The sequence below is a fragment of the Paramixta manurensis genome, from assembly GCF_013285385.1.
Lineage (GTDB): Bacteria > Pseudomonadota > Gammaproteobacteria > Enterobacterales > Enterobacteriaceae > Paramixta > Paramixta manurensis.
On sequence record NZ_CP054212.1, the window covers coordinates 2,342,218 to 2,362,158 of the forward strand.

The 19,941-nt window shown below is 54.1% G+C and carries 19 protein-coding genes; 8 read left to right on the plus strand and 11 right to left on the minus strand.

Features of this window, described 5'->3' with window-relative positions; all coding sequences use genetic code 11:
- The first annotated feature begins 84 nt into the window (after positions 1-84).
- Complete coding sequence (locus tag PMPD1_RS11360; RefSeq protein ID WP_173634140.1) at positions 85-1,161, plus strand: hypothetical protein; 1,077 nt, start codon at positions 85-87, stop codon at positions 1,159-1,161.
- A 14-nt stretch (positions 1,162-1,175) separates the two neighbouring features.
- On the opposite strand, the gene oqxR is transcribed toward PMPD1_RS11360, so the two are convergent.
- From oqxR to PMPD1_RS11385, 5 genes are all read right to left on the minus strand, one after another.
- Positions 1,176-1,655 carry an efflux pump transcriptional repressor OqxR gene (gene oqxR, locus PMPD1_RS11365; protein WP_173634141.1) on the minus strand — a complete coding sequence of 160 codons (480 nt, stop codon included), beginning with the start codon at positions 1,653-1,655 and terminating at the stop codon, positions 1,176-1,178.
- Between the two features lie 139 nt (positions 1,656-1,794).
- On the minus strand, positions 1,795-2,736 hold the full coding sequence (locus PMPD1_RS11370) for an ROK family protein (protein WP_173634142.1): 942 nt from the start codon (positions 2,734-2,736) through the stop codon (positions 1,795-1,797).
- Entirely contained in the window at positions 2,733-3,596 is an 864-nt protein-coding gene (locus PMPD1_RS11375) for an ABC transporter permease (RefSeq protein ID WP_173634143.1), read from the minus strand. Before PMPD1_RS11375 ends, PMPD1_RS11370 begins: the two co-directional genes overlap by 4 nt.
- Positions 3,596-4,516 (minus strand): ABC transporter permease, encoded by a 921-nt coding sequence (locus tag PMPD1_RS11380; protein WP_173634144.1) that lies wholly within the window; start codon positions 4,514-4,516, stop codon positions 3,596-3,598. The genes PMPD1_RS11375 and PMPD1_RS11380 overlap by 1 nt, the downstream gene beginning before the upstream one ends.
- Before the next feature lie 28 nt (positions 4,517-4,544).
- Positions 4,545-6,086 carry an ABC transporter substrate-binding protein gene (locus PMPD1_RS11385; RefSeq protein ID WP_173634145.1) on the minus strand — a complete coding sequence of 514 codons (1,542 nt, stop codon included), beginning with the start codon at positions 6,084-6,086 and terminating at the stop codon, positions 4,545-4,547.
- A gap of 254 nt (positions 6,087-6,340) precedes the next feature.
- On the opposite strand from PMPD1_RS11385, the gene PMPD1_RS11390 reads away from it, so the two are divergent.
- Genes PMPD1_RS11390 through PMPD1_RS11400 form a run of 3 tightly spaced genes read left to right on the plus strand, consistent with a single transcriptional unit; the run spans position 6,341 to position 10,757 of the window.
- A complete protein-coding gene (locus tag PMPD1_RS11390; RefSeq protein ID WP_173634146.1) occupies positions 6,341-7,471 on the plus strand; it encodes an ROK family transcriptional regulator in 1,131 nt (376 codons plus the stop codon).
- 13 nt (positions 7,472-7,484) lie between these two features.
- Positions 7,485-8,924 carry a M81 family metallopeptidase gene (locus PMPD1_RS11395; RefSeq protein WP_173634147.1) on the plus strand — a complete coding sequence of 480 codons (1,440 nt, stop codon included), beginning with the start codon at positions 7,485-7,487 and terminating at the stop codon, positions 8,922-8,924.
- A 15-nt stretch (positions 8,925-8,939) separates the two neighbouring features.
- Entirely contained in the window at positions 8,940-10,757 is a 1,818-nt protein-coding gene (locus tag PMPD1_RS11400) for an ABC transporter ATP-binding protein (protein ID WP_173634148.1), read from the plus strand.
- Here PMPD1_RS11400 and PMPD1_RS22720 read toward each other — a convergent pair.
- From PMPD1_RS22720 to PMPD1_RS11420, 5 genes are all read right to left on the minus strand, one after another.
- Positions 10,729-11,100 carry an RNase A-like domain-containing protein gene (locus PMPD1_RS22720; protein ID WP_354292597.1) on the minus strand — a complete coding sequence of 124 codons (372 nt, stop codon included), beginning with the start codon at positions 11,098-11,100 and terminating at the stop codon, positions 10,729-10,731. The genes PMPD1_RS11400 and PMPD1_RS22720 overlap by 29 nt on opposite strands.
- A gap of 27 nt (positions 11,101-11,127) precedes the next feature.
- Complete coding sequence (locus PMPD1_RS11405; protein WP_354292599.1) at positions 11,128-11,925, minus strand: hypothetical protein; 798 nt, start codon at positions 11,923-11,925, stop codon at positions 11,128-11,130.
- Positions 11,900-13,969 (minus strand): lipase family protein, encoded by a 2,070-nt coding sequence (locus PMPD1_RS11410; RefSeq protein ID WP_173634149.1) that lies wholly within the window; start codon positions 13,967-13,969, stop codon positions 11,900-11,902. The genes PMPD1_RS11405 and PMPD1_RS11410 overlap by 26 nt, the downstream gene beginning before the upstream one ends.
- 169 nt (positions 13,970-14,138) lie before the next feature.
- Entirely contained in the window at positions 14,139-15,320 is a 1,182-nt protein-coding gene (locus tag PMPD1_RS11415) for an MFS transporter (protein WP_173634150.1), read from the minus strand.
- A gap of 16 nt (positions 15,321-15,336) precedes the next feature.
- A complete protein-coding gene (locus tag PMPD1_RS11420) occupies positions 15,337-16,197 on the minus strand; it encodes a helix-turn-helix transcriptional regulator (RefSeq protein ID WP_173634151.1) in 861 nt (286 codons plus the stop codon).
- Positions 16,198-16,320: 123 nt separating this feature from the next.
- Between PMPD1_RS11420 and PMPD1_RS11425 the strand changes: the two genes are divergently transcribed.
- Complete coding sequence (locus PMPD1_RS11425; protein WP_173636200.1) at positions 16,321-17,751, plus strand: MFS transporter; 1,431 nt, start codon at positions 16,321-16,323, stop codon at positions 17,749-17,751.
- A gap of 37 nt (positions 17,752-17,788) precedes the next feature.
- Here the strand turns inward: PMPD1_RS11425 and PMPD1_RS11430 are convergent, their stop codons facing one another.
- A complete protein-coding gene (locus PMPD1_RS11430; RefSeq protein WP_173634152.1) occupies positions 17,789-18,343 on the minus strand; it encodes a flavodoxin family protein in 555 nt (184 codons plus the stop codon).
- Positions 18,344-18,475: 132 nt separating this feature from the next.
- Here PMPD1_RS11430 and PMPD1_RS11435 point away from each other — a divergent pair, with 132 nt between their 5' ends.
- The 3 genes from PMPD1_RS11435 to cybB all read left to right on the plus strand — a co-directional run bounded on the left by PMPD1_RS11435 (position 18,476) and on the right by cybB (position 19,938).
- Positions 18,476-18,850, plus strand: coding sequence for a winged helix-turn-helix transcriptional regulator (locus PMPD1_RS11435; RefSeq protein WP_173634153.1), 375 nt, complete (start codon positions 18,476-18,478; stop codon positions 18,848-18,850).
- Positions 18,851-18,998: 148 nt separating this feature from the next.
- Entirely contained in the window at positions 18,999-19,256 is a 258-nt protein-coding gene (locus PMPD1_RS11440; protein ID WP_173634154.1) for a hypothetical protein, read from the plus strand.
- 145 nt (positions 19,257-19,401) lie between these two features.
- On the plus strand, positions 19,402-19,938 hold the full coding sequence (cybB, locus tag PMPD1_RS11445) for a cytochrome b561 (RefSeq protein WP_173634155.1): 537 nt from the start codon (positions 19,402-19,404) through the stop codon (positions 19,936-19,938).
- The last annotated feature ends 3 nt before the right edge of the window (positions 19,939-19,941 follow it).

The following is a 19,941-nucleotide window of genomic DNA, read 5'->3' on the forward strand; positions in this document are numbered from 1 at the left end:
CCAATTTTTTGTGTGTGGGAACTCTTGCATTCAATATTCCACTTAACTCCGTCAGCCTTACTTTAGAGGTGCCGGATTATGCCCGTGGATATGCTCACTTCATCAACCTCAAATGCCTGGTTACGCGGGGTAGATAGTTATACGCCGCCACTGGATGAAACCAGCCTCCAGCCGCAGGATAAATCGTCATTACCCACTAATGGCGCCGTTAGCTACCTCCAGTCGCCGAATAATGCCATCAATTTTGGTAACACTTCCGCACATCCTCCAGTTAATAATCTGGCGAAATCGGCGCCGAATAACGGCGGCGATGATCTTGGGCAGTTATTACGCGAGCTGATTAGCCAGATAATGATGGCGCTTTCAAAATTTATGCAAGGTAACCAACCGTCTAATGACTCAGCATCCGGCGGTGATAATAGTGCCAGTTCACCACCGCCGGTTTCTTCACGCCCGGCGGTGCCGCAGGATAATAGCGTGACGCCGCCGCAGAATGAAAAACCCCAGGCCGTCTCTCCGCCGCCCACGCAGTCCACGCCGCCGCTTTCTTCGGATGGGACGCAAAAACCGTCCGGTCAGTCATCCACACCTGCCGCCGCAGGCGATGGGCCCAATGCCGGGAGTGGCCCGCGTACCTTTAATATAACCAATCAGGAAGATCATCCGATCAAAGTCGGCCAGTTTGATAAAGATAATAAACTGGTGGCGGAAATGACCTTACAACCCGGCCAAAGTGGGCAGATGCATTATCAGAATGATTTTACCGGTCTGTTAAAACAATCGGATGCCGACGGGAAGTATAAAGACGACGCCAGCAGACTGGAGTTTTTCGACGGTTATGTGAATACCAGCGATATTGATGGGCGCAACGCGGCGATTTACGCCACCGATCATAAAGGCTTTGAAATTGGCGATACGAAAAGCATTGCCGATAGCGCGCCGGATGACATCGTTTCCCGTGATTCGGCCGGAAACAAAACCATTGCCGGTTTCTATGATGGTTCAACCGATAAGATGAAGGAAGGTGGGGAGTTTATGACTGACCAACTGGGCACCGGTATGACCTATATGCACCCGGATGATGACAAGTTGCCGCAGGGGCAAAACCCGATGCGCCACACTGACTCAATGACGCTGGATGTTACCTTTGATGATGCATAACACCGCCAGCGGGCTTAACGCCCTTTTGAGCACAGCGCATCAATATCGGGTACTGAAACGCAGCCGCTGATGTCACCTTTTTTCACTTCTTCGAGCGCACTGGCGACAGTATGGCGCGCCAGAACATCCAGAGAGGCTTGTTCGGCTTCATCAGCGATTGACTTAAAATACCAGCAGGCATTAGCGCTGACCACGCAGCGGGCGGGAACATCCGGGCGCGACGCCCACAGTTTTTTATCTTCAATGACCGAAACGTAAATATCGCGTAGGGTAATTTGTTCAGCCGGGCGACCAAGATGAATAGAACCGGTACGCCCCAGCGTTGAAACGATAATACCGTCACGCGTGAGCGGAACCATTAATTTACGGATAAAACTCGGGTTCGCTTCCAGGCCATAAGCCAGAATCGCACTGGTCGAACGTTTACCCAACTGCTCCGCCATCGCTACGCTGAGAACCATCTGCAAAGCTGTCGGGAAGCGGTAATCTAACATTTCATCTTCCTGGGTTGCGGTGAATCTTCTACTTTTTGGCACCGCGGCTGTGAATAATCAATGAGCAGCAATATAACAAACGCAGTGCCTTTTTAGAAGTAACCCTCGGTTTACAGGGCACATAATAACCATTTTGCGGTTACCTTGGGTGGTGACGGTGCCCTAATACCGAGGCGCCTATCAGGCCGCCATTTTCGGCAAACTGCCCAACCACCACCAACGGTTGCTCGGTCCGCCGCAATATAAGCTGTTTGACCCGGCGATCAAGTAAGGCGATCAACGCCGGTTCTGACGCCATCCCGCCGCCCACCACGACGCGGGCCGCGCCAGTGACGTTAAGCACCCAGGCCAGCGGCTCGCTAACCAGCTCGCACCATACCACTAAAGTACGCTGGGCCCTCGCCTGCCCGGCATGCCAGGCCGTGACAATCTGTTGGCTGCTGAGCGCTTCGCCATAGAGTTGCTGATACAGACGTTCAATACCGCGTGCGCCGCCAACCGTATCCAGACACCCCTGCTGCCCGCAAGCGCAAGGAAGACGGGGTAGTTGTAGCGGTTCAGATTCATCAGCCAATTGCAGCGCGGTACGCATAATCGGCCCATGCCCCCATTCGCCGCAGATACCGGCAGTGCCCTGAATGATATTGCCATCAATCACCAACCCGCCGCCGACGCCGCTACCGAGGATCGCGCCAAACACAATACGCTCTCCCTGCCCTTTACCCGCCACCGCTTCCGCCAACACAAAACAGTCGGCATCGTTGGCAACCACCACCGGACGCGCCAGATGGCGCTGTAATGTCTCCGCCACGCGCCGATAGTGAAACGCCGGTATATTACTGGCATACACCTCACCACTATCGGCATCCACCAATCCGGCAGTCGAAATCGCCAGCGGCGCATCATCACCGGACAACGCACGGTACTCATTAAGCAGCGTTTGGACGGCATCACAGAATGCGGTCCAGTCATTCACCGGCATCGGAACACGTTTCACCGCTGCAATTTCGCCAGGACGCACCGAAAGACCGCTTTTGATGAATGAGCCGCCAATATCAAGGCAGACTACCGCTTTTGTCATGAACGTTTATCCATTAAATCACGCAGGCCATCGCCTAACACATTAAAACCAAGTACTGACAACACAATCGCCAAGCCAGGAAACAGAGAAACGCCAATATTCACACCCAGGAAATTGCGCCCATCGCTCATCATGGTTCCCCACTCCGGGGTTGGCGGTTGTACGCCCAGCCCAAGGAAAGAGAGACTGGCGGCAGCCAACACCACGGTACCGGCAGTCAGCGTCGATTGTACAATAATCGGCCCCATCGCATTCCGCAGAATGTAGTGTACAACAATGCGGTAATAGCCAATACCCAACGCCTGCGCGGCCTCAACATACTCCATGCTCTTCAGGCTAAGCGTAAGATTGCGGCTTAAACGCGCATAGACCGGTACTGAGAAGAGTGCGATGGCGATCAGCATATTGAGCAGCCCCTCTCCTAATACACTCACGATCAGGATCGCCAGCACAATACCGGGAAAGGCGAAAATCACATCCATCAGCCACATGATCGCCTGGTCAGGCAAACGCCCGCTCAGGCCAGCGACGATACCGAGCGGCACACCAATCGCCAGGGAAATCCCCACGCTCATCACCACCTCGAAGACCGAAATCCGCGCCCCGTAAACAATGCGGGAGAAAATATCGCGTCCGTAATCATCGGTACCGAACCAATGTTCAGCCGAGGGCGGCACCAGCGTGTTAAGCAAATCCTGCGTGTAGGGGTCATGGCTGGCGATAAGTGGCGCGAGCAGCGCCATTAAGAGAATAATGCCGACTAATAGCGACCCTAGCGTAATGGCTGGATGTCGCCATAACCAGCGCAGTGTGCGAAATCTACGCACTGAAGGGGCGTGATCCACGTTGCTGAGATTCATTAGTCGAACCTTATTTTTGGATTAAGTAACGCAATGGCGATTTCCCCCAACAGGTTCATTACCACTACTCCTGCGACGGCAATCATGGTGACACCCTGAATGACCGGATAATCACGATAACGGACTGAATCGACCAACAGTCGCCCGATGCCCGGCCAGTTAAAGACCGACTCGGTTACCACCGCGCCGCCAATCAGGCTACCGAAATTCAGCGCAATAATAGTGACGATGGGAATCAATGCATTACGTAACGCATGGCGCCAGTAAACTTGCCCGGGCGCCAGCCCTTTGGCGCGGGCAGTACGAATATAATCTTCGGATAGCACATCGATCACGCTGGAACGTGTCATACGCGCCATCACCGCCATTGGCAAAATGGCCAGGGAGATAGTCGGCATGATGTAGCTTTTCCAGCTATCGGCACCCAACAAGGGTAACCAACCCAGTTGAACCGAAAAGGTATTCATTGCCATCAGCGCTAACCAGAAGTTCGCCACCGAAGCACCGGCGATAGCCAACAACATCACCAGATGGTCAGGTGTGCGATTACGGTATACCGCGCCGATCATCCCGGCGGGAATACCGAACAGTAGCGCCAATAACCACGACAATACCGCCAGCGCTAATGTGTAGGGCAAACGGTCGCTAATCTCCTTCATCACCGGCTCTTGTGATTTGAGCGACATGCCTAAATCACCGTGTAACATGCCGCCGACGAAATGCAGATATTGCAGCGGTAGCGGGCGATCTAACCCAAGCCGAACCCGCATATGTTCTACCGCCTCCTGCGGCGCTTCCGGCCCGGCCATTAAACGCGCCGGATCGCCGGGTAACGCACGGATGGCGATAAAAATAATCATCGAGACACCGAGTAAGATCAGCGGCAGCGAGAGTATTTTCTTGATGACGTAGACTTTCATCGTCTTCTCCGGCGGCGGGTTTTAGTCGTTAGCTTTTGTGCGCATCACGCACTATTACGCTACCGCCCGGCTGCATAGTGACGCCGCTAATATTTTTACGTGTCGCATAGAGATCATCCTGGAAGTAAAGCATCACCTGTGGCGCATCCTGCATGATGGCTTGTTGCGCCTGAACGTACAGCGCGTTACGCGCCGCATCATCCTGAGTGGAGGCGGCATCATCAATTAACTTATCGACCTTCGGATCGCTAAAGAAACCTAAGTTGGCGCTTGCTGGCGCAAAGCTCTGCGTATGGTATAGCGGACGTAACTGTAGATCGGCACCATTAACGCCGGAGGACCATGACGCCAGCACCGCACCAGTTTTCGCGGCGGCTTTTTCTTGCGCATCGGCAAACGCGGCCTTGCTCCAGACGCCGCTTTCCATTTGCTGTACGTTGAGTTTAACGCCAACTTTCGCCCACATGCCTTGCAGTACCTGGGCAATCCGCGCCTCTGGCGCCTGCACTGCGATATTCATGCTAAAGCCTTGTGGGTAACCGGCCTCTTTCAGCAGACTTTTCGCTTTATCGAGATTCAATGGGTAGTCATTCAGCGTCTTATCATAGCCAGGCGTGACTGGCGCCAGCGGGGAGTTAGCCGGAGAAGCATAGCCATACATAATTGCCCGCACGATACCGGCTTTATCGGTGGCGAAATTGAGCGCCTGCCGCACCCGCACATCATCTAACGGCTTGAGTTTGGTATTCAGCGCCACCCAAAAAACCGCCGCGCCCTTCCCTTGTTCAAGCTTAATTTGCGGATTATTTTTTAACATATTGGCGAACTGCGGCGGTACCGGGTTAATCACATCGGCCTGATTCGCCTGCAGCGCCATATTCATGACCGATGTTTCACTCGACCATGTCCATTTAATTTCATCGGTACCGCTGGATTTCCCCCAATAGTTCGGGTTTTTCTTTTCCAGCACAAACTCGCCGTTTTTATACTGCTCAAGCTGATACGGGCCGGTCCCGTCCGCCTTATTCCCCAGCGTACCGGCCTTATCTGCCGTTGGGCTAACCATCAACGCTGCGCCGGAGGTCAGTAAATTGAGGAAAGCCGGATAAACTTTTTTCAGATGAAACTCGACGGTATGGTCATCTACTTTATTCACCGACGCGAGGAATGCGCGGATACGCCCGCTGGCGGCAAGACCGCGTTTCACATCCAGATGACGATCAAAATTTGCAACCACCGCATCGGCATTGAATGGCGTGCCGTCATGAAATTTTACGCCCTGACGCAGGGTAAAGGTCCACACTTTGCCGGAAGCATCGCTTTTCCAGGCAGTGGCCAGCGCGGGCTCAATTTTTAAATCCGGCGTGAAACGGACTAATCCTTCATACATCGGGTCCAACACACTGGCGGTGTAGGTTGCAGTTTGGTCGCCCGGATCCATACTGCGCGGCGCTTCACTTTGCATCACATTTAAGGTCGCGGCCTGAATCTGGCTACTTAACGCGCTGAGCGCCAGGCATCCCGCCAGCGCCACGCGACGCGTTGTTTTTAATTTGCCGATCGCCTTCATAGAACCCTCGCTGATAGTTGGCCTTCGAAGAGTATGCGCCAGCGGGCATTAACATCGCGTCGCCGTTCTGGCACCAAAAATAACGCTCTGCATCACGTTGCAGAAAATACTAACTCTAAAAAGCCATATTTTATTTATACGTTAAACTTATATTTCGAGAATTTGTTATTTTTGTGAACTAAATTGGATTGCACAATTTCTCATCAGGCCTTACTGTCAAAAAAGGGACCCAAGGGTGGAGTGAACAGAGCAAGATGCTGAGTGCAATTCAAAGAGAGCTATTGCAGCTAATCAGCGCCAGCGAAGGCCTAAGTCGTACAGAGCTGGCGCTACGCACCGGTTTAAGTAAGGCGGCCATGAGCGCCATCGTGCGCGATATGCTCGGTGCCGGGCTGATTATCGAGAGTGATACCATGGCGGGCAGCGGTCAGGGGCGCCCGTCGGTGAAACTGGTAATGCGCGCCGAAGCGGCCTATTTCGTCGGTATTTCACTTAACGCCTCTGCGGTTCGTATGGTGTTAATTAATTTATGGGGTGAAATAATTTGCCGCCATGACTTTCCATTAGTGAACAATCCCGAAATATTAGTCGAACACATTCAGCAGGCGCTGCCGAAATTATTCCAGGACGGGAAGATTACCGCCGATCAGGTATTAGGTATTGGCGTCACGCTTTCCGGGTTTATTGATGAAAATCAGGCAACCTGTGTGCAATCTACCCTGCTCGGCTGGCGTCAGGTTCCGCTGGCGAAATTGCTTTATCAGGCGATTGGCATTGACGTATTTATTGAGAATGACGCCAAAGCGCTGGCGGTGAGCGAGAAGCTGTATGGTCATGCTCGCAGCCTGAACAACTTTATCCTGGTCACCCACGGCGACGGCATCGGCAGCGCCAGTTTTATCCACGGCCAGCTATATCGCGGCGCACACGGCGGCGCCGGTGAAATCGCGCATTGCACCATTGAACCCGGCGGTACGCCCTGCCGCTGTGGGAAGCGCGGCTGCCTTGATACCATTGCTTCGTTAATCGCCATTCAGGAACAGGCCAAAGCAGAACAACTTGCCGTCGAGGATCTCTCGCAGTTGGAAACGCTGGCAATGAATGGCTCTGCGCAAGCCATCGCGCTATTACATCGTGCCGGTAATGCGCTTGGTCTGGCGATGGCGAATCTAATACAGCTACAAGATCCTGAAACGCTGTTGCTCGCGCATCAGCCCGCCACCTTCGACGGGTTATTAAATACCGTGGTTAGGCAATCGCTGGAGGCGCATGTTCTGCCAGCGTTTGCCGGAAAGACGCCGCTTATTCGCTTCACCATTGAACCCGATACCTGGGCGCACGCCGCTGCCAGCGTCGCCGCTCACCGTTTTCTCACCCCACGCTAAAACCGAGGTCACTATGCGTATTGCTGTCGGTGGTATCCATACAGAGTGCAGTACTTTTAATCCGGTATTGAGTCGCGACGCGGACTTTCGCGTACTGCGCGGTGAGGCATTGATCGCTGCGCCCTATTTTGCCTTCTTAGGCGATTATCCAGCGCAATTTTTGCCGACGCTGCACGCACGGGCGCTCCCCGGCGGCCCGGTGGCGCACGAAACCTATCAACAACTGAAAGCGGAATTCCTGCAGCGCCTGGAAGCGCAAAAGCCGATTGATGGGCTCTATCTGGCGATGCACGGCGCAATGTACGTTGAAGGGATGGAAGACGCCGAGGGCGACTGGATTACGGCCGCGCGCGAGGTCGTCGGCGCCGATTGCCCCATCAGCGTCAGCTATGATTTGCACGGCAATGTCACGCAACGCATTATTGATGCCATTGATATGTACTCCACCTATCGCACCGCGCCGCATATTGACGTTGAGCAAACTATGCGCCGCTCGGTCAGCATGTTGGTGAAAAGCCTGCAAAGCGGCGTGCGCCCTGGCGTGGTGTGGGCGCCGATCCCGGTGGTGTTGCCCGGCGAACGGACCAGTACCGAAGATGAACCGGCCAAAAGTCTCTATGCACGGTTACCCGGCACCGATGTGCTGGATGGCGTGTGGGACAGCTCTTTGATGGTGGGTTACGTATGGGCCGATGAGCCACGCGCAACCGCCGCCGCTATTTTCACCGGAACCGATAAAGCACTACTGGAGACCGAGGCGAAAAAACTGGCGCAGGCTTACTGGGATGCCCGTGAACAGTTCGTGTTCGGTTGCCAGACCGGAACGGTAAGCGAATGCGTCGCCCAAGCCATTGCCTCAACCACACAGCCGGTGGTGCTGGCTGACTCTGGCGATAACCCCACCGGCGGCGGGGTTGGCGATCGCGCCGATGTGTTAGCGGAATTAGTTCGTCAACAAGCTGAGGGGGTTATCGTCGCCGGTATCACCGATGCGCCCGCCACGTCTGCTGCCTTTGAAGCTGGCGCTGGAGTGACGTTGTCACTTAAAATTGGCGCGACGCTTGATACCAGTAGCCAGCCAGTGGCGTTGCAGGCTGAGGTGATTAAGTTGGTCGCCGCCAGCGAAGCGTCGCCCGCACGTCAGGCAGTGCTACGCAGTGGCGGTATTACGTTGGTGGTCGCCGACCGGCGTCGTCCTTATCACAATATCGCCGACTTTACCGCGCTGGGCCTCGATCCGCATCAGGCCAAGATCGTGGTGGTAAAGTCAGGTTATTTATCGCCAGAACTGGCTCCCATCGCCCGCCCTAATCTGATGGCGCTTTCTGAAGGGGTGGTCGATCAAGATGTGGAGCGGGTACCACGCCAGCGTAAACAACGCCCAACCTGGCCATTTGACAAAGATTTTACCTTTACGCCGCAGACGTTTTCTTCGGCCCGCGCGCGTTTTTAGTTCGGAGAAGCCGTTATGCAACATGAGAGCCGCACGCCAGTGCTGGAAGTGGAGAACTTGTCCGCCGCGTTTTGGGTAAATGACCGGTGGCAGACGGTGATTGATAACGTCAACTTTGCGATTTGGCCGGGTGAAACGCTGGCGATTGTGGGTGAATCTGGCTCCGGCAAGAGCGTTACATCACTCTCGATCATGCGTCTGTTATCATCACGTCAAAGCCGTATTCGCGGTTCGGTACGGCTGAACCAGCGTGAGCTGTTGACGCTTTCTGATAAGGCCATGCGTGATATTCGCGGCAATCAGATGGCGATGATTTTCCAGGAGCCGATGACCAGCCTGAACCCGGCATTTACTATCGGTCGTCAGATTGCTGAAGCGTTGATCACCCATCGCCGCATCTCTGCGCGTGAGGCAAAAATGGAAACCTTACGCTTGCTGGATAAAGTGCGTATTCCCAACGCCAAAGAGCGCTATAACGAATATCCACATCAGTTTTCCGGCGGGATGCGGCAACGTGTGATGATTGCAATGGCATTAGCGTTGCGCCCCGCCTTACTGATTGCGGATGAACCGACCACCGCGCTGGATGTCACCATTCAGGGACAAATCCTTGACCTGATCAAGACGCTGCAGGAGGAGGAAGGCACCGCGGTGCTGTTTATCACCCATGATATGGGCGTCGTGGCAGAGACTGCCGACCGTACGTTGGTAATGTATCGTGGTGAGTGTATTGAGAGTGGCCGCACAGAGGCGATTTTCAGTCAACCGCAACAACCTTATACCAAAGCATTGCTGGCGGCGGTGCCGAGCCTTGGCGCCATGCGTAATCAACCCCATCCCCTCAAGTTTCCGCGCGTCGACTCCGCAACCGGCGCGATCACCTCGTTTGAGACAGGCGTCCACCAACCCGATCGCCAGGCGACGCCGATTTTATCGGTGAAAAATCTGACCACGCGTTTCCCGGTGCGTGGCGGCGTATTGAATCGCCCACGCGGCCATGTTTACGCGGTTGAAAATATTAGCTTTGATCTTTTTCCCGGCGAAACGCTTTCTCTGGTTGGTGAATCGGGTTGTGGTAAATCCACCACCGGGCGCTCTATTACGCGTCTGGTCCCGGCATTAGGCGGCGATATTACGCTCAACGGTTATGACGTCCGTCGCCTGTCGGGCGGTGATTTGCGCCGAATGCGGCGCGATATACAGATGATTTTTCAGGATCCGTTTGCCAGCCTGAATCCACGCCTGACTATTTTGCAAACGCTGACCGAACCGATGCTGCAACATCGGCTGGCGGATAAAAAACAGGCGCGTGCGAAAGCGGCCTCGTTGATTGAACGTGTTGGGCTATCGCCGGAAATGTTGAATCGTTATCCGCATGAATTTTCCGGTGGTCAGCGGCAGCGTATCTGCATTGCTCGCGCCCTGACGCTTGATCCCAAAGTTATTGTCGCCGATGAGTCGGTTTCCGCTCTCGACGTTTCGGTTAAAGCGCAAGTGGTCAATCTGCTGATGGATTTACAGCAAACCATGAACCTTGCCTATGTCTTTATTTCGCACGATATGGCGGTGGTTGAACGTATTAGCCACCGCGTGGCGGTGATGTATTTGGGGGAAATTGTCGAGATCGGCCCGCGCGATGCGGTATTTGAAAACCCTCAGCACCCTTATACCCGTAAGCTGATGGCTTCAGTACCGGTGCCCGATCCCGCTCGCCGGCTACTGAAACGCAACCTGGCGGCGGAAGAATTGAAAAGCCCGGTGCGTGGCCTGGATTACCAGCACCCGCCGCGCGAATACCGTGAAGTCAGTGAGCAGCATTGGGTGATGATATAATGAAACTGCCACTATTTCTCTGCTTCCAGCGGCGCCCTTGTGTAAGCACAAAGTACGGTTTACCGTTCCAGTTCTCAAATTGCAGAATAATGCGAACTTTGTAGCATGGAAATGCCTTCTGCGAGACACGACAGGCCAAAATACCTGTTTGGCTGGCAAATATGCGATCAAGCTCCATTTTTGCATTCATACCGAGCGAGAACGTATTTCGGATCCGCTTGGAAAACGAAAAATATCCTACGCTAAACCTGTTTTTTGAACAAAGCAGCGCTCTGCCGCATTTGAAGTGAAGCAACAGAATACGACATTTTACAAAACAAGCGAGTTCGGAGGTTGAAGGCATAGAAGGACCTCAGGAAGATCCTTTTACTTAATGCATGCTTTGATTATTTATCGACAGTAACTTGTCGTAATCTGGATTAACCTTGCGAATATGTTCTTCATCTCCATCTGGGTAAGTTATGACCATCCCAAAACCTCGTTGTTTATCTGCCTCAAGTGAAACATTTTTTTCCATATGAATGATCGGCTCTATAGTAATGAATCTCGTGTCTTTTAGCTGATAACGTCGGCTCCACCTTCCAGAGTCCGTATCCCCTCCAAAAAGTTTCAGCGTTGTCTTGTTAAACATATGACTAATGTATGACATAGGGAAAAAGTCTGTTTTCAGATCCAGCCGCTCCCCGCTGAACGCTTTAGCCCGCCCGGTTCCGTAACCGTCGCTGAGTCCGTAGTCCCCGAAATCAAAGATATAGCTGGTATCGATAACCTCCTTTCCCTTCACCAGCGGATTATCTCCCGCAATCCTGAAGCTCACCCTCAGCGAGTTCAGTTGCCAGTGACACTGGCCGCCGCCATCCACGGCAACGCGCAGATGGCGGATATTACTGTTCTCCTGCGCACTGAATAGCCGCTTAATGTCGTTATAGCCCGGAATATCATGAGGCTCATTACTCGAGTTATAGCGTACAGATTTGCACTGCGCCGAACGGTACAGTAGCTCTGCAGGCTGTAGCGCTATCCCTTCCGGCACGCGAAAAGTCACCGTCACCCATCTGGCATCTTCAGGAGGTGAAAGCGTCCGGTCAGGCCGGTTATCACACCCGCAAAGCAGCCCGAAAGCGGACCCAATAACAGCGGCTCTACTGAGAAAATTCAACGTCTTCATCCGTTACCTCCGCAAAGCGGATCAGGGCATTTTTTCCGGTTTCCTCAGCCTGTGTCCGGCTCAGCGTCACCGCCAGCATCTCCTGAAGCGCCAGGAACCCGCGGTTGCGCTCAACCTCATCCGGATTGCTGCCGGATGCCTCCTTCTCAACCTCGCCCCGGAATCGCTCCCGCATCGCTTTTCTGCTCATATCCCGCGCCGGATCGGCCAGCTCCAGCACCTGATTATGGAGATACGGCAGATAGCGGTGCGCCATTGAGTGACTGCGGGGATCGGTTCCGATGCCATTCAGCACCGGATTGGTGTTCTGCGGAAAGGTCTTTTTCAGGCTGGCCGGATCCAGACACTGGATAAACGCTGCCTGATGCTCGCCGGTGGATTTCAGGCACTCCTCATTCAGGGACGGCACCAGGAACAGCTTCACAGCCACAAAATGCCGGGTGTATGCCTGGCCGTCGATCAGGCTTTTCTGGTATCGACTGGCGGCCCGTATCGCGCACTGCTGCGCCCGGAAAAATATTACCGTACTGCCGTGGTGCCAGTACGGATCTTTTTTCTCCATCAGTCCCGCCGACTGATACGTCAGATCCCGTACCGTCACACTGAGCCCGGCGGCCGTGGTCAGCGACCAGTCGAACCCCAGCTTGTCCCCCAGTGGGCCCCACACCTCGTAGAACGCATTATCAAGATCGGCATCCGGGGGGATCTGCGTAATCGTGTCGTTATCGTTGACGTGCCGGTAATGCGTGATGGCGCTCAGTGAGGCTATCGCCTTACGCGTGAAGGTGCGCGGCATCCCGTAGGTGTACAGTACCGGCTCAGCTCTTTTCATCTCAGCGGCATACAGCAGCGCCAGCGCCCCGCCCAGACTGTGGCCGCAGATAAATAGTTTTTTCGCTCCTCCACTCTCATCAAGAGATTTATTAACTGCATCCAGCTTATCCCCAAACTTCCGCTTCGCCAGTTGCCAGGCGTCGAGAAAGCCGCGGTGAACACTGCCCGCCGCCGCCAGCGCCGGCAGGCAGCGCTTCGGCGCAAAGGACAAATCGGTCAGAATATTCAGCAAACTGTCGGTGCCACACCAGGCAACCAGAACATGCGTACCACATTCCACCGTGAACAAACGGGTATCGCCTTCCCCGTCCAGACCCTCTCCGGTGTTCAGGTAGACCGGAGCCTGATAGTGGTCACGGAACGGTACATCTACCGCCAACGCGTGAAAATAAGAAGGGAACTCCGCAAATTGCGGGATACAGGACAGATCCTGGCACTTCTGACGGAAAAAATAACCGATGGCCGGGTTTGCCGCTTCTGCGGTATAGGCGAGATCGGCCATAATGCCGAGGTTATATCCGTTGGCAAGGTCGTACTCTTTCGTGTCGTGCAATGCCAGCACCCACGCCCGGAACGGGCAGATCTCAATCACATGCCGTTTTTCCAGCGCCTCCCGCGCAATCTCCGTCCCTTTCAGCGATTTTCCCGGCGGGAAATGGAATTTCGGCGGCTCAGGCGCATCCCAGCCCTCAATATGCGGCAGCCGGTCACAGAGTTCGCCAATAGTGACATAATGATGCATATGCCCGCTGGCCTCTGCTTTCTCCTGCACATCAGTGCACCATGACGGGACGCGGGTTTCCGGTCTGAATAGATTATTAGTCACCGGCTGGCTGTTCGGGTTGCGGCGAACGCCCAGCGGCCGCTGTTCCATTTCATCGGCCAGTTGCTGACCGTCAACCCTCACATTAACCGTGATCCAGTAGAGGTCATCGAAACGGACCAGCCCCTGGCTGTCGGTCACTCCGACGGGCGGATTAGGCGGAGGCGTGGGGTTGTAGTCGTAGCCGCGACTGTGAGCGATGGTCACCTCCCTCGCAGAGGCCAGCGGATGGTATTCCAGTTGCACGTTCAGCCCGGCTACCGGATTATTGTTCTCATCCACGAACTGAAGTTCAAGCCAGTATTTATGCGGCTCACCGCGACAGTAAACGACCTTCCCTTTGGGCCTGAGGCTGGTGACACAGGTATTGTCGCCAATAATTTCCATGCCGATTCCCTTCACATTCCTATGTGTAAATAACGTTCCATCGTAACCAGCGCGTGATTTTAACGTCATTGTTCCAGGACAAAGAAACGATTTATTCTGCCAGACGTGGCGATTTACTCTGCTACATCCATACAAAAATGCCCACCATGAGCACACATTATTGTAACAGTTACACACTCTCCGCCGGGCGTGGCAGCATACCTTTCAGAATCACAACCAATGCCACGTTGATGAGCGCTAACGCGCACAGTAACCACAACGTCGCCTGCGAACCCATGGTCTGATACACATAACCGCCAATCAATGGCGTAGCTGCCTGACCAATCAGCGCCGGACGCGCCATGCGCCCGACCACAATCGCGTACTCTTCACTTTTCACCATCGCCAGAGGTAACGTGCCACGTACAATCGCCCGCAGCCCGTTGCCCGCGCCATATAACAGCATGCTGAAAACCGCCAGATGCGGAAAGAGCGTGAGCGTTAACAGACCAACCGCCACTAATCCTACCGAGAAAAAAGTGGTCCAGATCGGATGACCGCGTTTAAACGCCATGTCAACAATGCGCGAGGCCACCTGGCAAGGGCCGAGGATAGCGCTAACCGCCAACGCGGCCGCCAGTGAATAACCGCTGGCTTGCAGCAGCGTAATCAGTTGCACTGAAATCGCCGTCATAATCACCGACGCGAGGGTAAAAATACTGCACAACAGCCAGAATAGCAGCGGCGCAATTGCGCTGTTGCCCTGCGTGCGTGACACCGGCTGATAGCCCGGCGGCAACCGATGTGGAATCGCAAAGTAGTACATCGGCCATACGGTGACCACCAACATCCCGGCGTAGGCAAAGCATGCATGTCGCCAACCCAGCCATTCAATCAGAAACGCAATACCAGGCCATACCAGCGAGGTACAAAAACCGGAAATCAGCGTGATACCGGTAATCGCGCCGCGCGCAAATCCGCCATATAGCGTGCCAAGCGTGGCGAACAGCGCATCGTACAATCCCATCGCCATGCCAACGCCGATAATCAGCCAGGCGCAGAGGAACAGCCACAATTGATGCGCATTGCCCACCATCACCAGCCCCAGTGCCATCACGACTCCACTGGCGGCTAGCATACCGCGCCCACCGGTACTGGCGATGATACGCCCACTCAATGGCGCTAACAGGCCGGAAATAAGAATGCCGAGCGACAGCGCGCCATAGACCCATTGCTGTGACCAGCCGGTTTCGCGGATCACCGGCGCGGCCAGCACCGCCATAATGTAGAAAGATCCGCCCCATGATAAAATTTGTACCAAGCCCAACAGGATAATGCCGGATGTAGCAGGTTTTGGATTAGGTGGCTGCACTGCCTGTTCCTTGCGGTTAATGAGTGGCGGTTAACAATGCCAGCGCGGCGGCGCTATGCTCATCATCGGGAATATAAACCAGCATCCGATCGCCATTACGCGGCGCAGACCACCAATTATTTTGTCGCAGCGCCATTTGCCCCACTTGCGGATGCGTAAAATATTTCACCCGGTTTTCAATACTGCGCAGCTCATAGCGCTCCCACAACCGGCAAAACTCTTCAGAACTGTTCATTAAACGCGCCAGCAAATCCTCCCACTCCGGCTCGCCTAAATGCTCACCCATTTGGGCGCGAAACATCCCCACCATATGCGGCAACACTTCGTCGCGATCGGCCATCGCACTCCGCCAGGCCGGATGATTAAACCCCAGCCAGATACAGTTACGCTCCTCCTGCGGCAGCGTATCGAGGTCAATACGCATCAGGCGACACCAGGCCTCGTTATAACCATAAATATCAAAGCGCGGGCTTTGTACCATCGCCGGATAAGGGCGGATAGCATCCAATAGCGCCTGGGTTTGCGCCGATATTTTCGCGCAAACCTTGGCCGCACGGGTGGCAGGATGCGGTTGCCCGGCCAGCCGAAACAGGTGCTGGGTTTCGGCTTCGTTACACTGTAACGCATTCGCAATCGCAATTAAGGTTTTTGTGGAGGCATTAATATCGCGCCCTTGCTCCAGCCAGGTGTACCAAGTTACGCCGACATCCGCCAGTTGCGCCACTTCTTCACGCCGCAAGCCGGGCGTGCGACGATTACGCATGCGCGGTAACCCTAAGCGGTTCGGATCAAGACTCTCACGGCGGCTACGCAGGAAAGCGCCCAATAAGCGACGATTAGGGTTTTCTGCTGCCGGGAAATCATTGTGCGTTGACATGGTTTTGACTCCGCTACGCCATCAGACAGGTAGTATTGATACCATGATAAGCAAGAACTGGTACCCGTTTTAACGATCACCGATGCTATGCCCGGTGATGATTAAACACAAGGGTTTAGCATGATGAATACCTCCACGCTTGGGCGCGCGGGTCTGCTGGTTTTGTTATCCGGGCAGTTGCTGCCGCTAATTGACTTTTCTATCGTTAATGTGGCGCTCGACGCCATGGCACAAACCTTTAACGCTTCGCCGATTCAGTTGGAATTAATCGTGGCGATTTATGGTATCGCTTTTGCGGTATGTCTGGCCATGGGTGGGCGCTTCGGCGATAACTTTGGTCGCCGTCGGGTATTTCTTGCCGGAGTATGGTTATTTGCCCTCGCCTCGCTGTTGTGCGGTATTGCCGGGTCGGTATGGGTATTATTGGTTGCCCGTATGCTACAAGGCGCGGGAGCGGCGCTGATCGTACCGCAGATTCTTGCCACCTTACACGTCACCTTAAGCGGGCAGCGACATGCGCGGGCGATTGGTTTATATGGCGGTATCGGTGGACTCGCTTTTATCATTGGCCAGGTGTTAGGCGGTTTTTTAGTCGGTGCCGATATAGGCGGCTACGGCTGGCGTAGCGTGTTTTTGATTAATCTCCCGGTGTGCCTGATTATTTTACTTACCGCCCATCGGTTTGTACCAAACACACGCAATGAAAGACCGGTGGCGATTGACCTGCAGGGCACGTTATTACTGGGCGGCGCGGTCGGTTGCATGATGCTGGCGTTGGCGCTGGGCCCGATTCTCCATTGGTCATGGCCATGCATTCTGTTACTGGCGTTGTTTCCGTTGCTGCTGCATCGGCTGCGCCAGGTCGAATTAAAGCTGGAAATGCAGCATGGCGCCCCGCTACTGCCGCCGAGTTTATTACGGCTGCCAAGCGTGCGTTTTGCCATTAGTCTGGCAGTATTGTTTTTTTCCTGCTGGAGCGGTTTTATGTTTGCCGTGGCGCTCACCTTGCAATCCGGCCTGGGATTAAATTCGTTTCAGTCGGGAAATGCTTTTATCGCGCTGGGTGCTTCGTATTTTATTGGCGCGCAGCTTTCGACCCGAATGGTTGAACGTTTTGGTAAGCGCGCGACCTTGCTGTGGGGCTGTGGGATTCAGATGGTGGGTTTGGCCGTGCTAATGGCGACGTTTTACCGTAGCTGGCCGGCAATCGGGATTCTAACCCTGGCGCCCGCAACTATCCTGATCGGTTTCGGCCAATCGTTTATTGTCAGCACCTTCTATCGGATTGGCCTTGCTGATGTACCGGCTCATCATGCCGGATCGGGAAGTGCGATGTTATCAACGGTACAGCAGGCTTCCCTGGGACTGGGGCCAATGTTGCTCGGTTCGGTATTTAGTCAGGTGTTATTACGCCATGATTATCGTGCTGCAATCCTCGCGACGCTGGCGGTGGAAGGCGTCATTATGCTGTTGTTAATAGCCCGCACCGCGTTTTCTCGCCGCTCCTTTCAGTCACACCGTGCCACTATCATCCCGCCGGTGTGCGGCGAGTAATCAAGCCGGGGCTGTTATCAGCCCCGGCGTCTTATTATTAGCCACGCAAACGCCGGGCGATGTCCGCCACTCGCGCGCCGTATAATTTGGCGGTTTCCAAATCGCCCGCCGCAATATTGTCCGCCGCGGCGTCGGAAGGCGATTGAATTAACGCGCCGACCGAGCCGCCGAGGTTGTTAACATCATTCCGGGTTGAAGCTAGGGTATTGGCGGGCAGCAACCCCAGACTTACCCAGATTCCCCCGTGCTGTGAGGCCAGCGTTTGCAACGTAATTAGCGTGACTTGTTTATCACCGTTTAAACTGGCGCTATTGGTAAAACCGCCAAAGACCTTGTCTTGCCAGCCGCGCGTAAACCAAACCTTTGAAGTGGCATCCTGAAACTTCTTAAACTGCCACGCTACGCTCCCCATATAGGTTGGCGAACCGAATATAATCGCATCAGCGGCGTTAAGCGCTTCCCACTCTTGCTCGCTAATTTCACCGTTATTATCAATAGCGATAAGCTGTGCGTGCGCTCCCTCTGCAACATATTGCGCAACATGCTGGGTGTGGCCGTAGCCGGAGTAATAGATAACAACTGCTTTAGTCATGGCATTTTCCTTGTGTGACGGAGGCAAACAAAAAATGGAACTTCTCGGTTTCTTTCCGCGCCATAGTATCTTTAGTATACTCACACGGACAAGAAGGCACCTTTTCGATACTTGGTTACCTCGGAGAAACCTATGCAGCAACCTGACCAACCCTACAGCGTGTTTGATAGCCACTGTCCGGCACGCCAATTTTTCGAGCGTCTGGCCGATAAGTGGACGCTATTAATCATTGGTCAACTGCGCCATGGCCCGGTGCGCTTTAATCAACTGCGCCGCAGCGTTGATGGGATTACGCAAAAAGTCCTGTCGCAAACCTTAAAAAAGCTTGAGCGCGATGGACTCATTGCACGACAGGTGTTTGCGACCGTGCCGGTGACGGTGGAGTATTCCCTTACCGGTTTAGGTTGCACGCTGGTTGAAACCTTTGAACGCCTGGCGTTTTGGGCCGAGAGCAATATTGAAGAGATAATCGCCGCGCAAAAACGTTACGATGTGCAGCAAGCCTAATAACGGTCAGGATCGCAATAACCTGCTTTTAGGGATTTTCTTACCCTGATTTGACCGTTGCCCCCTGTCGTTTAGCCGCTATCCGCTATAGTTAATGGCGTTTTTCATTGTTACGCCTTAATTGGTCACACAGCGCTAAGGATTCAGGATGGGTACATACTATTACGTTAATAATACGCACAGCCTCAAACAGCCTTACACGGTCCATGCTGCCGGATGTCAGCATTTACCTACTCTTGACCAACGGTTGTTTCTCGGCACGTTTTATACACCCGCCGCAGCGGTACAGCAGGCGCAGAAATATTACCCTTCGGCGAGCGGTTGCGCGTTATGTTGCCCGCTGCCGCCGGGAAGAGTTCGACACCGACGCGCGACGGTGGAGCAACACAAGGTTGCCGAGATTTAATCGCGGTTTCTGATGTTAAGGGTTGCCTGGCGGCAACCTTTTTGTTTTAACCGCCAGGTGGTTTCTTCTTCTTTATCTCATGCGCCCGGTTTAGATTATGGTTAACTATTTAGGTTGACCCTTTTCGCGACAGGCTGAGGAATAAATGAAGAAATTTGCACCGTCACAAATTACCCTGCACTGGCTGGTATTTATTCTGGTGGTGATTGCTTATGCAATGATTGAGTTACGCGGCTTCGCCGGGCGCGGCACCCCATTACGCGCGATAATGATCGCCACTCACTTTAGCTGTGGCTTTACCATTCTGCTCCTGATGCTGGCGCGCCTGTTCTTGCGACATCGGCACCCTTCCCCGGCGATTGAGCCACCGCCGCCGTTATGGCAGGTCGCGCTGGCGAAAATAATGCATGCCCTTATCTATCTTCTGTTTATCGGCTTACCAATTCTTGGCCTGATATCACGCTATTATGATGGGCAACATTGGGTGTTGTTCGGTTTGTCGATGCCGGTCGCCGACCCGTCGGATGAAGATTTCGCTTATGAGGTGATCGACTGGCATAAGACACTGGCACCGCTTGGCTATTGGCTGATTGGCCTGCACGCGGCGGCGGCGTTATTTCACCACTATGTGATCAAAGACAGCACACTGCTGCGCATGATGCCCGGAAAACGAGAAAAGTAATCT

Bases quoted from the DNA above. Each gene is read 5' to 3' on its own strand.
- oqxR (WP_173634141.1), bottom strand. From the start codon at position 1,655: ATGTTAGATTACCGCTTCCCGACAGCTTTGCAGATGGTTCTCAGCGTA.
- PMPD1_RS11370 (WP_173634142.1), bottom strand. From the start codon at position 2,736: ATGACAAAAGCGGTAGTCTGCCTTGATATTGGCGGCTCATTCATCAAA.
- PMPD1_RS11375 (WP_173634143.1), bottom strand. From the start codon at position 3,596: ATGAATCTCAGCAACGTGGATCACGCCCCTTCAGTGCGTAGATTTCGC.
- PMPD1_RS11380 (WP_173634144.1), bottom strand. From the start codon at position 4,516: ATGAAAGTCTACGTCATCAAGAAAATACTCTCGCTGCCGCTGATCTTA.
- PMPD1_RS11385 (WP_173634145.1), bottom strand. From the start codon at position 6,086: ATGAAGGCGATCGGCAAATTAAAAACAACGCGTCGCGTGGCGCTGGCG.
- PMPD1_RS11390 (WP_173634146.1), top strand. From the start codon at position 6,341: ATGCTGAGTGCAATTCAAAGAGAGCTATTGCAGCTAATCAGCGCCAGC.
- PMPD1_RS11395 (WP_173634147.1), top strand. From the start codon at position 7,485: ATGCGTATTGCTGTCGGTGGTATCCATACAGAGTGCAGTACTTTTAAT.
- PMPD1_RS11400 (WP_173634148.1), top strand. From the start codon at position 8,940: ATGCAACATGAGAGCCGCACGCCAGTGCTGGAAGTGGAGAACTTGTCC.
- PMPD1_RS22720 (WP_354292597.1), bottom strand. From the start codon at position 11,100: ATGCCTTCAACCTCCGAACTCGCTTGTTTTGTAAAATGTCGTATTCTG.
- PMPD1_RS11405 (WP_354292599.1), bottom strand. From the start codon at position 11,925: ATGAAGACGTTGAATTTTCTCAGTAGAGCCGCTGTTATTGGGTCCGCT.
- PMPD1_RS11410 (WP_173634149.1), bottom strand. From the start codon at position 13,969: ATGGAAATTATTGGCGACAATACCTGTGTCACCAGCCTCAGGCCCAAA.
- PMPD1_RS11420 (WP_173634151.1), bottom strand. From the start codon at position 16,197: ATGTCAACGCACAATGATTTCCCGGCAGCAGAAAACCCTAATCGTCGC.
- PMPD1_RS11425 (WP_173636200.1), top strand. From the start codon at position 16,321: ATGAATACCTCCACGCTTGGGCGCGCGGGTCTGCTGGTTTTGTTATCC.
- PMPD1_RS11430 (WP_173634152.1), bottom strand. From the start codon at position 18,343: ATGACTAAAGCAGTTGTTATCTATTACTCCGGCTACGGCCACACCCAG.
- PMPD1_RS11435 (WP_173634153.1), top strand. From the start codon at position 18,476: ATGCAGCAACCTGACCAACCCTACAGCGTGTTTGATAGCCACTGTCCG.
- PMPD1_RS11440 (WP_173634154.1), top strand. From the start codon at position 18,999: ATGGGTACATACTATTACGTTAATAATACGCACAGCCTCAAACAGCCT.
- cybB (WP_173634155.1), top strand. From the start codon at position 19,402: ATGAAGAAATTTGCACCGTCACAAATTACCCTGCACTGGCTGGTATTT.